10 protein-coding genes are annotated in these 14,828 nt (G+C 63.5%); 6 read left to right on the top strand and 4 right to left on the bottom strand.

What is annotated here, in order from left to right; genetic code table 11:
• Positions 1-21: 21 nt before the first annotated feature.
• Complete coding sequence (locus B9Y86_RS16495) at positions 22-1,458, bottom strand: CCA tRNA nucleotidyltransferase (RefSeq protein ID WP_085488123.1); 1,437 nt, start codon at positions 1,456-1,458, stop codon at positions 22-24.
• Positions 1,459-1,578: 120 nt separating this feature from the next.
• Here B9Y86_RS16495 and B9Y86_RS16490 point away from each other — a divergent pair, with 120 nt between their 5' ends.
• The 6 genes from B9Y86_RS16490 (at position 1,579) to B9Y86_RS16465 (ending at position 9,283) form a co-directional block, all read left to right on the top strand.
• A complete protein-coding gene (locus B9Y86_RS16490; protein WP_085488121.1) occupies positions 1,579-3,747 on the top strand; it encodes a DUF6049 family protein in 2,169 nt (722 codons plus the stop codon).
• Positions 3,740-5,386 (top strand): murein biosynthesis integral membrane protein MurJ, encoded by a 1,647-nt coding sequence (gene murJ / locus B9Y86_RS16485; RefSeq protein WP_085488119.1) that lies wholly within the window; start codon positions 3,740-3,742, stop codon positions 5,384-5,386. The genes B9Y86_RS16490 and murJ overlap by 8 nt, the downstream gene beginning before the upstream one ends.
• A gap of 125 nt (positions 5,387-5,511) precedes the next feature.
• Positions 5,512-6,489 (top strand): thioredoxin-disulfide reductase, encoded by a 978-nt coding sequence (gene trxB / locus B9Y86_RS16480; RefSeq protein ID WP_085488117.1) that lies wholly within the window; start codon positions 5,512-5,514, stop codon positions 6,487-6,489.
• A gap of 26 nt (positions 6,490-6,515) precedes the next feature.
• Complete coding sequence (gene trxA / locus B9Y86_RS16475) at positions 6,516-6,842, top strand: thioredoxin (RefSeq protein WP_085488115.1); 327 nt, start codon at positions 6,516-6,518, stop codon at positions 6,840-6,842.
• Between the two features lie 156 nt (positions 6,843-6,998).
• The gene (locus tag B9Y86_RS16470) at positions 6,999-8,318 is read left to right on the top strand and encodes an aminotransferase-like domain-containing protein (protein ID WP_085488181.1); all 1,320 of its coding nucleotides are present in this window, start codon (positions 6,999-7,001) and stop codon (positions 8,316-8,318) included.
• 2 nt (positions 8,319-8,320) lie between these two features.
• Positions 8,321-9,283 carry a D-alanine--D-alanine ligase family protein gene (locus B9Y86_RS16465; RefSeq protein ID WP_085488113.1) on the top strand — a complete coding sequence of 321 codons (963 nt, stop codon included), beginning with the start codon at positions 8,321-8,323 and terminating at the stop codon, positions 9,281-9,283.
• Positions 9,284-9,401: 118 nt separating this feature from the next.
• Here B9Y86_RS16465 and B9Y86_RS16460 read toward each other — a convergent pair whose 3' ends face one another.
• The 3 genes from B9Y86_RS16460 to rsmG all read right to left on the bottom strand — a co-directional run bounded on the left by B9Y86_RS16460 (position 9,402) and on the right by rsmG (position 14,792).
• Entirely contained in the window at positions 9,402-10,382 is a 981-nt protein-coding gene (locus B9Y86_RS16460) for a ParB/RepB/Spo0J family partition protein (protein WP_085488111.1), read from the bottom strand.
• Positions 10,372-11,298 carry a ParA family protein gene (locus B9Y86_RS16455; protein WP_085488109.1) on the bottom strand — a complete coding sequence of 309 codons (927 nt, stop codon included), beginning with the start codon at positions 11,296-11,298 and terminating at the stop codon, positions 10,372-10,374. The genes B9Y86_RS16460 and B9Y86_RS16455 overlap by 11 nt, the downstream gene beginning before the upstream one ends.
• A 2,864-nt stretch (positions 11,299-14,162) precedes the next feature.
• Positions 14,163-14,792: a 16S rRNA (guanine(527)-N(7))-methyltransferase RsmG gene (gene rsmG / locus B9Y86_RS16450; RefSeq protein WP_176223409.1), complete on the bottom strand. Its 630-nt coding sequence runs from the start codon at positions 14,790-14,792 to the stop codon at positions 14,163-14,165.
• Positions 14,793-14,828: the final 36 nt, after the last annotated feature.

The raw sequence follows: 14,828 nt of genomic DNA, 5'->3' as shown, positions 1-14,828 counted from the left end.
GGGTAGAGAATTAAGGGTACCCTAACTTTCTTGGCGGGCAGCCCACCATTCGAGCAGGCGACGGGTGGCCTCTTCTTCGCCGAGGGGCCCGTCGTCGAGACGCATCTCGAGCAAAAACCTGTAGGCCTCGCCCACATCGCGTCCCGGACGGATGCCGAGGATCGCCATGATCTGCTCGCCGTCGAGATCGGGCCGCACGGCCTGCATCTCCTCGAGCTCCGCCAGCTCGGCGACACGCGTCTCGAGGTCGTCGTATGCAAACGACAACATGTGCGCCTTGCGCGTGTTGCGCGTGGTCACATCGGCCCGCGTCAGAATGTGCAGACGCTCGAGCAGGGGACCTGCATCTCGCACATAACGGCGCACGGCCGAGTCCGTCCAGGCGCCTTCCGTATAGCCGAAAAAGCGCAGGTGCAACTCGATCAGGCGCGCCACATCGTGGATCGTGTCGTTGTCGAAGCGCAGTTCACGCAGCCTCTTCTTGGCGATCTTCGATCCGACGACGTCGTGGTGATAGAAGGTCACCACGCCTCCGGGCTCCAGGCGCTTCGTCGCCGGCTTTCCGATGTCGTGCATCAAGGCGGCGAGCCGCAGCACGAGATCGGGGCCCTCGAACGAGTCTCGCGACTCCTCGAGCTCGATCGCCTGATCGAGCACGGTGAGGCTGTGCTGGTAGACGTCCTTGTGGTGGTGGTGTTCGTCGCGTTCCAGCCGCAGGGCGGGAATCTCCGGCATGACGAGCTCGGCGAGCCCCGTCTCGACCAGCAACTCGACGCCCCGGCGCGGCGTCGGTGTCAGCAGCAGCTTCGAGAACTCGTCCCGGATGCGCTCGGCCGAGATGATCTTGAGCGACCCACCCATGGTGGCCAGAGCATCCAGCGTCTCGGCGTCGATGTCGAACCCGAGCTGGGCCGAGAACCGGATGGCGCGCAGCATGCGCAGCGGATCGTCGCCGAACGAGATGGCCGGCGTCGAAGGCGTGCGCAGGATGCCGGCCAACAGGTCTTCGACGCCGCCCGACGGGTCGACCAGAACGAGTTCGGGCAACCGGAGTGCGAGCGCGTTTACGGTGAAGTCGCGACGCGAGAGATCGACCTCGAGGCTGTCGCCGAAGGCGACGACGGGCTTGCGGGTCTGCTGATCGTAGCTGTCGGAGCGGTAGGTGGTGATCTCGACCTGTTCGCCGTCGATCAGTGCGCCGATCGTGCCGAAATCGCGCCCGATGTCCCAGGTGCTCTTCGTGAGAGTCGACAGCACAGCCAGAATCTCGTCTGGGGTCGCGTTCGATGTGAAGTCGAGATCTTTCGCGTCTCTGCCGAGGAACGCGTCACGAACGGGGCCGCCGACCAGGGCCAACTCGAAGCCCGCCTTGCTGAACGCCGCCGCGAGCGGCGCGACGGGCGACGACTCGCTGAGAGCGCGCAGTCGAACCATGGATTCGTGAACCGTTCGCTGCATGCCGACAGTTTACCGAGGCGCACGAAGAGGCAGCTGGCAGAGCGGCCTCCCATGCTTTCAGGCTGCGCAACCTAGAATCTACGCGAGGCCGCATCTCATGCGTCTTCGACGAGAGCATCTATGAAACCGCCTTCCTCCCGACGCCCGCGCGCCCTCCCCGCCCTTCTGGGCCTCGGAGTGGTGGCCTCGTCGATGCTCGGAATCACGCCGGTCGCGGCGCCCGCCAACGCTGCCGGTGAGCCGGTGCAGCTGGTTCTCGCGCCGGCGAACGGGGGAGTGGCGCAGCCCGGCGCCGACGTCACGATCTCGGCAGCGGTCACAAACACCGGTTCCGCGACGATCGACGCGTCCACCTTGCAGGTGGCCCTCGATCGCGAAGTCATCTCGACCCGAGCCGAACTGGCCGAATGGCTCACCCCGCCTACCAGTGAGTCCACGGTCGACTCCGATGCCATCATCACCACCGTGGCCGTTCCCGCCCTGCAGCCCGGCGAGGAGCACATCGTGCAGGCCGTCATCCCGGCCGCCGACGTGACGCTCACCGCGTGGGGCGTTCGTGGCATCACCGGAACCGTCGAGCGTGCCGACGGAACCGAATCGGTCACCCACTCGTCGATCGTCTACAACGGCCAAGACGCGCCCGACCGCACGCAGGTCGCCGTCGCCATTCCCATCACCACTCAACCCGGGCAGACAGGGCTGATCCCCGAGGCGACGCTCGCCACCATCACGGCCGACAACGGACTGCTCACCCGTGAGCTCGACTCGGTGATCGGCCGCCCCGTCGGCATTTTGATCGACCCGCGCATCATCGTGTCCATCCGCGCACTCGGATCTGCCGCGCCGTCGAGCGCCACCGATTGGCTCGACCGCCTCAAGGGTGCATCGAACCCCATATACCCCCTCAGCTATGCCGATGCCGACGTGGCCGCGATGAGCCAGGCAGGCGCGCCGCAGATCCTCGCTCCCACCTCGTTCGACTATGCCCTCGACCCGGCGAACTTCACGGGATCCGCCTTGCCTACCGCCAGCCCCGCCCCCGTCGCTGGCACGGCATCGGTCGACAAGGGCGACGACGCCACGAATTCGCCGGCGCCCACTCCGAGTCCGACCCCGAATGCGGTCCCCGACACGAGCGCTCTGCTCGCGTGGAACTACACCGGCACCTCCATAGCGTGGCCTCGCGACAATACGGTTGCACCCAATGACGTTCCCTACTTCGCCGGCAATGGACTCACGACATCGATCCTGTCGTCGTCGAATGTCAGCCTGGCATCGGGGGAGCCCGCCGCAGGTGTCGTGCGCTCTGGCGACAGCACGGTGCTGGTCTCGGACGACACGGTCTCTCGGGCACTCCGCGACGCAGCTGGCGCCCTCACGGCGACAGACAGGCAACGATCGCTCTCCGACCTCGCGTCTTCTCTCGCGGTCGTCGCGAGCGAAGACGGCGGAACGCCGCCCACCATCCTGGCCACTCTCGACCGGGCCGCTCCCGCCGACGGAACGGCACTGGCCGACGCGTTGACGTCGCTGGACTCACTCACCTGGTCTTCGACCACCTCGTTCGATGGATTCGCTGCTCAGGCGCCCACGACAGAGGCCGCGGTCGTCGACCAACCCGAGCCCGCCGAACGAACGGGCCCCGTCGCGGCGATGCTCGCATCCGAGAACCAGGTCGCGGCGTTCTCGAGCATCATCGCCGATCCGAAAAACCTGCTCGGCGAGAACCGGGCCAACATCCTGTCTCTTCTGGCCAACTCGTGGGCGTCGAACTCGGGCGGCTGGAACGTGGCCGTGCAGGATCAGGCCGCCACTTCGGCGTCCACACTGTCCTCGGTGAAGATCGTTCCCGGATCTCCCATCGGCCTCTACGGAAACACCGGGCCTCTGCCTGTCCTCGTGGAGAACACCCTTCCGTATCCCGTCACTGTCACCTTGCGGCTCGCACCCAGCAACTTTCGCCTCGTCGTGCAGAACGAGATCACCATCACCGTTGAGGCCGCCTCCAGCAAGCAGGCCAAGGTTCCCATGACCCGGGTCACCAACGGCGACACGAGCGTGCGGATCGACCTGGTGACCCCCACCGGCGTGCCCATCTCCACCGAGCCCACCATCGTGCCGGTGAATGTCGCCGCCGACTTCGAGGTAGCCGGCTCATGGCTGGTCGGCGGCATCGTGGCATTGTTGCTCGTCTTCGCCGCCATCCGCCTGTTCTTGAAGCGCCGACACGGCCGAACCGCCCTGCAAGACGGCGACACCGCAGAGACCACCGAGGAGCAGCGTGACTGACACTCCGACCAAGCCCGGACCGAATCTGGGCCGGGCGAGCGCGATACTGGCCTCGGGAACGACGGTGTCCCGCATCCTGGGGTTCGTCAAGGCGTTTGTGCTGGCGCAGACCATCGGAACGATCGGACTGGGCACCGACGCGTTCAGCATCGCCAATCAGCTGCCGAACACGATCTTCGTAATCGTCGCCGGTGGAATGCTGAACGCGATTCTGGTTCCCCAGATCGTGCGGGCAGCACTACACAAAGATGGTGGCGCCGGCTACATCAACAAACTCGTCACCGTGGCGTTCGTTGTTCTCGGCATTGCCACGGTGCTCGCCACGGTGCTCGCGCCGGTGCTGATCACTGTGACGGCCGATCTGTCTTCGAGCGGTCAGTTCGCTCTGGCCACAGCCTTCGCCTATTGGTGCCTGCCTCAGATCTTCTTCTATGGCATCTATTCGGTGCTGAGCGAGGTGCTCAATGCTCGCAACTCCTTCGGCCCGTTCACGTGGACGCCGGTGCTCAACAACGTCGTCGCCATCCTCGGCCTGGTTGCGTTCAATGTGGTCTTCAGCCCGAGCGCCAACAAAGTGACCGATCTCGACTGGTGGACAGCAGACAAGGTGGCGCTGCTCGCCGGCACGGCGACTCTGGGCGTGGCCGTGCAGGCCCTTGTGCTCTTCTTCTTCTGGAAACGGGTGGGGCTGCGCTACAAGCCGGACTTCCGCTGGCGCGGTGTGGGACTCGGCACCGCGGGAAAGCTCGCAGGGTGGACCTTCGGCATGCTCGTGGTGACGCAGCTCGCTGGCATCGTAGAGACCAGGGTGGTCGCCTCGGCATCCGGTGATGCCGCGTCGACGACGGTGCTGTCGCTGGCCTGGCTCATCTTTATGCTCCCGCACTCGATTGTGGCCGTGTCGATCGCGACCGCCTACTTCACGCGCATGAGCGAGCACGCTGCCACAGGGGATCTCGCCAAGGTCCGCAGCGATCTGTCGTCATCCATCCGCGTCATCTCGGTGCTGATGGTGCTCGCCACCATGGTTTTGATGGTGACCGCCTACCCATTCAGCGCCCTACTGAGCCAAGACTTCTCATTCTCGGCGACGGTCGCCATGGGGGATGTGCTCATCGCCTTCCTGATCGGGCTGCCGGCCTTCAGCATCCTGTTTGTGGTGTTCCGCGCATTCTTCGCGCTCGGCGACACCCGCACTCCCTTCTTCATCACACTGTTCCAGTCCGTCATCTTCTCGATCGCGGCCCTCGCTGTGCTCGCCTTCGTGCCCAAGGAGTACACCGGTGTGGGCGTCGCGCTGAGCCTCTCGGGCGCGGGCATCCTTCAGGCGATCCTGGCCGCCATCATCATCCGTCGCAGGCTCGGAGGGGTGGGGGGCGGCACCGTGGCGCGCAGCCTCGGGCGAGACTTCGTCGCACTGGTGCCGGCCGCCATCCTCGGTGTCGTTCTCGCCGTGGCATTCGACTTCGGTCACAAGGGCGCATTCGCCACCAGCAGCTTCGTCGGTGCTCTCACGTCGATGACCACCATCCTCGTGGTGATGTCGATCGCCTATCTCGCAACACTTCGGCTGCTGCGTTCACCCGAGTTGAACGATGCCCTCACCCCGTTGCTCGCGCGTCTGCGCCGTACCTCCTAGTTTGCGGCCAGCTCTCCGCTGTCCCCCGACGGCGGAATATCCGCGGAATAGGATGGGTTGTACCCGTCAAGTGAGGGCCTCACCAGGCCGTCTCGCGACACCCTTTCCAAGGAGCTGACACGCACGTGCGCGACATCATCATCATCGGATCCGGTCCTGCCGGATACACCGCGGCCATCTACGCTGCCCGGGCGGGGCTCAACCCGCTTCTGATCGCCTCGAGTGTCGAGGCCGGCGGCGAATTGATGAAGACCACCGACGTCGAGAACTTCCCCGGCTTCCCGGAGGGCATCCAGGGCCCCGAGCTCATGGGCAAGCTCCAGGAGCAGGCAGAGAAATTCGGCACCGAGGTGCTTCTCGACGACGTCACGAGCGTCGACCTCACGGGCGACATCAAGAAGGTGAGCACGGGGTACAGCGGAGAGCACGAGGCTCTTGCGGTCATCTTCGCGACCGGTTCCGCGTACCGCAAGCTGGGCCTCGAAGACGAAGAGCGCCTGAGCGGCCGTGGTGTCTCTTGGTGTGCCACCTGCGACGGCTTCTTCTTCAAGACCAAGACCATCGCCGTCATCGGCGGTGGCGACTCGGCCATGGAGGAGGCGACCTTCCTCACCCGCTTCGCTGACAAGGTCTACCTCGTACACCGCAAAGACACGTTCCGCGCATCGAAGATCATGCAGCAGCGCGCGTTCGACAACGAGAAGATCGAGGTCGTCTGGAACTCCGAGGTCGTCGGAATCTCCGGCGAGAATGCGGTCGAAGCGCTCACCCTCCGCAACACCGTCTCCGGCGAAGAGAGCGAGCTCGAGGTTCAGGGCCTGTTCGTCGCGATCGGCAACGACCCGCGCGTGCACCTCGTTCACGGCCAGCTCGAGCTCACGGCATCCGGAACCATCGCCGTCGACGGCCGCAGCTCGAAGACGAACCTCACCGGCGTCTTCGCTGCCGGCGACGTCGTCGACGACACCTACCGCCAGGCCGTCACCGCGGCCGCGTCGGGTACGGTCGCCGCTCTCGACGCGGAGCACTACCTCGCGGGTCTAGCCCAAGCGGCGCACGTCACTCCTGACGCCGCCGCCGAAGAACTCATTCCCGTCAACTAGTTTTCATCCCACAGAAAGAAGCAACCATGTCCAACGCCAAGGCAGTCACCGACGCCAGCTTCGATGCAGACGTTCTCCAGTCCGACAAGCCGATCCTGGTCGACTTCTGGGCCGAGTGGTGCGGCCCGTGTCGCGCAGTCGGCCCCATCCTCGACCAGATCGCCGACGAGCACGGTGACAAGATCGAGGTCGTCAAGCTCAACGTCGACGACAACCCGCAGACCGCTGCCAAGTACATGATCACCTCGATTCCGGCACTCAAGGTCTACAAGGGCGGCGAGGTCGTCAAGACCATCATCGGCGCCAAGCCCAAGGCCGCGCTCGAGAAGGATCTCGCGGACTTCATCGCGTAGCTTTCAGTACGTTCGTCGGGCCCCCTGCATCTCGCAGGGGGCCCGACGTCGTTAAAGGCCACCTGGATGCCTGTGGCTTGGGATACGCCCAGCCCGGCGTTCGACACGCCAGGGGCTGGATAGTATGGAATTTCGGTCTCGACCCAGGAAGTGCGCGTGAACGACAACACTCGAAGTGGCACAGGAAACAACCTCGACCCGTGGTACGGCAACTACGCCGCCCGCGCGGCAGGCCTGGCAGCATCCGAGGTGCGTGCACTGTTCGCCGTGGCATCCCGCCCCGAGGTCGTCTCGTTGGCCGGTGGAATGCCGTTCGTATCGGGCCTTCCCCAAGACCTCGTCATCGACGCCATGAACCGGGTGATGTCGAATCAGGGCGCGGCTGCACTCCAGTACGGGTCGGGGCAGGGCGTTCCGGCGCTGCGTGAGCAGATCCTCGACGTCATGGCACTCGAAGGCATCAAGGCCGGCGTCGACGATGTCGTCGTCACGACCGGATCGCAGCACGCGCTCGAGCTCGTCAGCAAACTGTTTCTCGACCCGGGAGACGTCGTGCTCTCAGAGGGTCCCAGCTACGTCACGGCCGTCGTCATCTTCAAGTCGTACCAGGCTGAGATCGAACATGTTCCCATGGACGAACACGGCCTGATCCCCGAGGCGCTGCGGGAGCACATCAATGGACTCAAACGAGCCGGCAAGCGCATCAAGTTCCTCTACACGATCCCCACCTTCCATAATCCCGCTGGCGTGACGCTCAGCTGGGAGCGTCGAGTAGAGATTCTCGAAATCTGCAGGTCAGAGGGCATTCTCGTTCTCGAGGACAACCCGTACGGCCTGCTGTACTTCGAAGAGAAGCCGCCCGCGGCCATCCGGTCGCTCGAGACCGACGGTGTCATCTACCTGGGTACGTTCTCGAAGACTCTCGCGCCCGGATTCCGTGTCGGCTGGGCCCTCGCACCGCATGCCATCCGCGAGAAGCTGATCCTCGCCAACGAGGCCGCCGTGCTCAGTCCGAGCTCCTTCAGTCAGATGATCATCAGCCAGTATCTCGACACTGCTGATTGGAAGGGCCAGATCGACACCTTCCGCGGCATCTACAAAGAGCGCAAAGAGACGATGCTCTCCGCGCTTACCGAGTACCTGCCCGATCTCACGTGGACCAACCCCAACGGCGGCTTCTACGTCTGGCTCACCCTGCCCGACTACCTCGATTCCAAGCAGATGCTGCCGCGGGCCGTCACCGAGTTGGTTGCCTACACGCCCGGCACAGCCTTCTTCGCAGACGGTCAGGGGCGAAACAACATTCGCCTCTCGTTCTGCTACCCGACGCCCGAACAGATCAAACTCGGCATCAGACGCCTCACGAGCGTCATCAACGCCGAGCGCGACCTGCTCGAGTCGTTCTCAGCGACGGGTCCACTCACCGCGATTCGCCGCGACGACAACTACACAGCACCGCCGCCCAACACAAACTAGGGATGAATACCGTGACCTCTCGTACCGTTGTCGTTTTGGCCGGAGGCATCTCGCACGAGCGTGACGTCTCGCTCCGCTCCGGTCGTCGCGTCGCCGATGGCCTGCTCGATCGTGGACACACCGTGATTCTGCGTGAACCGGATGCGACACTGCTGTCCTACCTCGAGTCCAACCGCCCCGACGTGGTCTGGCCCGCACTCCATGGCGCGAGTGGTGAGGATGGCGCTCTCAGGGCGCTGCTCGATGCCCTCGAGATCACATACGTGGGGTCTCAGCCCGGCTCGAGCCGGCTCGCCTGGCACAAGCCCACGGCGAAGGTCATCGTTGCCCGTGCCGGGTTCTCGACGCCCGAGTCCATCACGCTCCCGCGCGATACGTTCCGCGAGCTCGGGTCGGCGCAGGTTCTCGATCGCGTCGCCAGTCAGTTCGGCACAGACCTCGTTGTGAAGCCGGCGCAGGGTGGGTCGGCGCAGGGCGTCTCAATGGTCGCCGACACAGACGATCTTCGCCGGGGAGTTGTCGAGGCGTACACATATGGCGACGTCGCACTGATCGAACGTCGCGTCTCGGGTACCGAGATCTCGGTCGGCATCATCGACACGGGCGACGGTCCATTTGCGCTGCCCGCCGTCGAGATCGAGCCCCGGTTGGGTGTCTATGGATACGACGCTCGGTACAACGCGGGGGAGACCCGCTTCTTCACTCCTGCGCGCCTGTCGCCCGAAGTCACCGAGCTGGCTCAGTCCACCGCTCTCTCCATCCACAACACACTCGCCTTGCGGCACATCTCGCGCGTCGATCTCATCATCGATGATGACGGTGTGGTCTGGTTCCTCGAGGCCAACGTGCTGCCCGGCCTCACCGAGACCTCCCTGGTTCCCCAGGCCATCCAGGCAGCCGGGCTCAACCTCGGCGAGGTCTACGAAGCGCTGGGCGAAAAGGCCATTTCGGACGCCGCGATCTGACGCGCAACTCGAATGTTTCACGTGAAACATTCCTGCCGCTATTAACGACGCAACCCCGATGTTTCACGTGAAACATCGGGGTTGTGTTGTATCTGGCGGCAGCGAGGCCACGATGGAGTCAGGGGCGGCCGAATCCCTTGTCACCCAGCTCGGCGAGGATGCGATTCAGGTCGCCGATAGTGGCGAAATCGATGACGATCTGGCCCTTCGATCTACCGAGACTCACCTTCACGCGGGTGTCGAGACGATCTCCCAGGCGGTCGGCGATCTCGTCGAGGTGGCCCCGCTTGGCGCCTGCGACGGTCTTGGCTTTCGCCGGCTTCGGAGCAGCACTCGCGGCGGCCTCTGCGGCTCGAACAGAGAGGTCTTCGTTCACGATCTTGTCGGCGAGACGTGTCATCGCGTCGGCGTCTCCTGCAGACAGCACCGCTCGTGCGTGACCGGCGCTGAGAACGCCGGCGGCTACGCGCTTTTGAACCGCGGCAGGCAGGCGAAGCAGACGGATCGTGTTCGTGATCTGAGGTCGTGATCGACCGATCCGTGTTGCCAGCTCGTCTTGCGTGATTCCGAAGTCACTGAGAAGCTGCTGGTACGCCGAGGCCTCTTCAAGGGGATTGAGCTCGGACCGGTGGAGGTTCTCAAGCAAGGCGTCGCGAAGCATGTTTTCATCGGCGGTGTCTTTGACGATCGCCGGAATGCTCTCGAGGCCGACCTGCCGGGTTGCCCGGAGCCGCCGCTCACCCATGACCAGTTCATACTTGGGTCTCTCGCCTGCAACGAGGGGGAGTGGGCGCACAACCACAGGCTGAAGCACGCCGATCTCACGGATCGATACGACGAGCTCGGCAAGATCATCTTCTTTGAAGACTGCGCGCGGCTGCTTCGCATTAGGAACGATATCGGCGGGATCAAGGTGGGCGAGGCGAGCCCCGGGTACCTCGACCAGATCCGCCTGCGGCGGAACAGCTGCCTCGCCACGATCGGCAAAGAACACGTCTACCGGTCGAACTCCCGGGCGCCCATCGGAATCGACCGAGTCATTGGTGGGGATGAGGGCGCCGATCCCTCGACCGAGGCCGGTTCTCTTCTTAGTTGCCATCGGTGGGCGCTCCTCTGTCTGCGATCTCGGCTGCGGCCTCGAAATACGAGAGTGCGCCGGGTGAATTGGGGTCGAAGCTGATCACGGTCTGACCATAGCTGGGGGCCTCCGACACTCGTACCGAGCGGGGGATGACGGCGGCGAGGGTCTGATCCGGGAAGTGACTGCGAACATCCTCTGCCACTTGAAAGGCCAGGCGCGTGCGACCGTCGTACATCGTCAGCAGAATCGTCGATACGGCAAGAGTGGGATTCAGGTGACGCTCGATCAGCTGGATGTTCTTCAAGAGTTGACTCAGACCTTCGAGCGCGTAGTACTCGCACTGGATGGGAATGAGAACTTCATGCGCCGCGACGAAGGCGTTGATGGTGAGCAGGCCGAGAGACGGTGGGCAGTCGATGAATACGTAGTGATACGCGGCGTCGGCGTCGAATGACTCCTGCAGATACGCGTCCACGCTCGTGCGGAGGCGTTGCTCGCGGGCGACCATGGGCACAAGTTCGATCTCCGCGCCGGCGAGATCGATGGTGGCTGGCACGCAGAAGAGAGTGTCGAACTCTGGACTCTTCTGAACGAGGTCGGCCATGGGTTCGTCACGAACGAGTGCGTCGTACACGCTCGGAGTGTCTGCCCGGTGTTCTACACCAAGGGCCGTCGATGCGTTGCCCTGCGGATCGAGGTCGATCACGAGAACGCGAGCCCCGCTGCGAGCGAGTGCCGCTGCAAGATTGACTGTCGTCGTGGTCTTGCCGACCCCACCCTTCTGGTTGGCGACGGTGAATACTCGTGTCGTATCCGGAAGAGGAACAACACGCTTCGCGAAATTGCGACGACGATTCGAGAGGTCGGCCAGCTCACGAGCCAGGGGTGTCGAGGCATCGAACGATGCGTCTCCACCAATTGGTTCCGTTGACATCCACAAATCCTGACTTGCTGAGTTCCGTTGGCGACCCGAAGAAACCCGAGGCCGGGGGAGAGGATGGAAGACACTGACCATCAATCACGTGACCACATGTCGAAACGAAATCGTCCCTAGACCAAAGTACCCGCCGTCGCTGGAAACTCTAAGTTGAGACAGAAATCGGTCGATTTTTGCCCGATTTTCGTCCGTTCTGGAGACCACCAAAATCGCTTAGGATCCGTTTGAGCGAACGAAAAGTCCTGCTTTGCTCTTGACGACATCATTCAAAGTGCAGTATGCGCGCCCGTCCCTCTTTTCGCATGACACTCTTGTCGAGATCCTCGAATGTTTCACGTGAAACATCGGACGGCAATGAGCGTTCGGAAGAAGGCGGCTCCGAGCGAACTCCGAGTGTCCCGCCCATCGGGTCGAGGAGTTCGCGACGACGCATCGGTGGCTTTTCGTCGCGAGAGGGACGCCACGCCACATCGGCCACGTCTTTCGGTGGGCACCTCCGCGACAATCAATCTTCGAGCCTTCCTGAATTTCGTGTGGGACATGAGCATCCGAGCGAGACCAGGCACACACCGCGCAGAAAACAGGGTTCGATGGAGACGAACGGATCTCCGAGTGGATCGCTTTCGCTGCAACGCTCTCCGCAACGCATCGCCGATGCCCGTTCGACTGCGCGATCGCGTTGATGGCACGGCCACTGCCGTGATCAGATGACGACTGACACGGCCGAGCTGTAAAGACCGCATGCTGTCCCGACAACGCCACGCGAGTGCAATCCGCACAGGCCCGCAGCTCGGCGGGAGCCGACATTCGCACCGCGCCGATCCAATCGGATCTCAGGCGCGGACAACTCGCCCTCCGAACAGGCGACGCTCATCACGCAGTCGCCCCGCAAAGTGCCGCCACTGCCTATTCAAGGGCACTATTCCCCGCACTCGTCGACGCCATCTTCGCACCACCGAGGCTCTCGGCACCCCCACCTACAGCGTCTGCGTCTCAGAGCTGGAGCGCTGCAGAGACTAAGCCCGGGCTCACCGCACTCACCGCATCAGCCGTGTCAACCGGGCAAGCGGGCAAGCGGGCAAGCGGGCAAGCGGGCAAGCGGGCAAGCGGGCAAGCGGGCAAGCGGGCAAGCGGGCAAGCGGGCAAGCGGGCAAGCACAGCTTCTCACCATCTCTGCGCCCGCGCATATCCACGTCTCCGCATCTCCACGTCTCCGCATCTCCGCATCTCCGCATCTCCGCATCTCCACGTCTCCACGTCTCCACGTCCACGTGTCCGCGTCCCTGCGCCGCCGCGTCCCCGCGCCACCGCATTCTGCGCCACCCATCTGCGCCACCCATCTGCGCCACCCATCTGCGCCACCCATCTGCGCGTCAACCGCGTCAGTGCATCAGTCGGGCGAGCGCATTCCGCGCCACCACTCACTCCGCGACCACATCCTGCGTCCGTTTCCTCATCACCTCATCACCACCTGCCCACGTCCCTACGTCACCACGTCCCATCCGTGGCATAGTCTCCGCTACCCAACCCACCGGCTTACTCCCCAGGTTCGGCGCATCGCTTCTCAGTCGCAGCCGCCTTGCATCGCTGCTGAATCACCAGTGCCTCTGCTTCTACGTCCGCTGCGTCTACTACCCTCCCAAGCATCTTGCGCAGGTCAGTCACTTCTCATCCGGGTGGGGTCGTCGTCTGCGGACCCACTTCTGTCGATTCCGAGCCTCTCCAGTCCTCAATAACCCAGAGAGAAGCTCTCTCATTACCCTCTATCCGTGCCTACGCGAGGTTCCCTGTGTACTGCGAGTTATGCCCACAAGGCAACATCGCGGTCCGCGATTTTCAGTGCCTCCTGTCGCCGCTGCCCACATCCCAGGCGCCCACCCGTGAACTCTGAATCGAACCCTTTCCGACCTGTTCCGTCGTGAAATCACGCGCAGTAGGCGCCATCACCATGCCAGCCATTTGCTGCCAATTTTCCTGTCCGGCGCACCACAACGGACACTGCCGACCGCCAGATTCGAGCGTGTGCACACCTCCATTCGAGGACAATGCACACACAGGAATGCGGCCCGCCAACGGTCAGCGCAGATGCTGCGGGATCGTCTCCCAACACCGCGCGGAGGAGACCTGGCGTACGTCCACGAGGCTCCAACCTGGCTTTCGCTCCGCCCGCAAACTAGAGCAATTACCTGTTTCGGCTGCGTGAGTCGACCAGCTTCCACACCCGTGGAGCGGACCCACGTCACATTCGAACACGCTAGACCAAGCGCTGGTCGCTTCGATCACCGGTCACCGGTCACAGGTCACAGGTCACCGGTCACCGGTCGTCTTTTGTAAGTCGCGGATCGCGAGTCGTCGATGACACGTGACACCCACGCCACCGTTCATTCACGAGCGAGGCAGCTACTTCCAGCCGGCCGCTGATGTCCACCTCGACCGGACTTCATGATGAAGGTGGGCACGCACAGCACCGAGATCGCAGCGTGGGAATCAATCTGGAGCAAGTGCTGGCGACATCGCTTGTCTTACTATCGACGAGGTCTCGGGCATCCCGCTGGATCTCCATCGCAGCTCCGTGGAGGAGCGCATGGTGTGCGCGTTCCGCCAAGGCGACGCTGAGAAGGGTTGTGCCGCACAAGGCACGCGGGCCACCCCTGTCTGCCACCGGGGGAGTGGCCATGGATGAGCGGCGAGGAATGAGCGGCGCCGCACCCCACATCGGCTGTCTGCGCCCACGGCCGGTTCGTCTCGCTCTGTTCCTCGATGCCCCGTTCAGCCCAGCGACAGCAACGGGCGAAGCAGCACTGAACCGCCAACTCGGATGACAACGCAACTCGAATGTTTCACGTGAAACATTCGAGGCTCTACGAAACGATAGCCCTGATTACGCGAGTCGTCTCTGGCAGAACGCCTTCACCCAGCTCGACAACACTGACATCGCGGAGCTTGAACCGTCGAATCTGCTTCTCGGCAGCATCGATCTCTTTCGCCGCGTTGATGCCCTTCATCAGGATGAATTCGCCCCCGGGTACGACAAGGGGTGCGCACATGGGGATGAGTTTCGAGAACGCACTCACGGCACGAGCAGTGAGCTGATCGAAGCCCTCTGCCAGCCGCACGTCTTCGGCCCGGTCACGCAGAACGGTCACGTTATCGAGTTTGAGAGAACGCACCTGATCATTCAGCCACTTGACCCGACGCTCCATCGGTTCGATGAGAGTGAAGTGGATCTCGGGCCGGGCGATAGCCAGAATCAGACCGGGAAGCCCAGCGCCACTACCGATATCTCCTACGGTTCCCTCACGAAGCAGGGGAGCCACGATCGCACAGTTGAGAACATGCCGAGTCCACAGCCGGGGGAGTTCCAACGGACCGATGAGACCGTACTCTTCGCCGTGGGTCGCCAGCGCGTTCGTGAACTCTCGGGCGAGCTCGATGCGGTTGCCGAACAGGTCAGCAGCAACGCCGGGCTCGACTTCGGTGTTCTCAGGAATGCTCATCACGGTTCCCGTAAGTGCGGGGGAGTAGTG

This window comes from Agreia pratensis, assembly GCF_900177685.1.
GTDB classification, from domain to species: domain Bacteria; phylum Actinomycetota; class Actinomycetes; order Actinomycetales; family Microbacteriaceae; genus Agreia; species Agreia pratensis.
The sequence above is the reverse complement of the archived record's forward strand: the minus strand, read 5'-3'. Positions and strand labels throughout refer to the sequence as shown.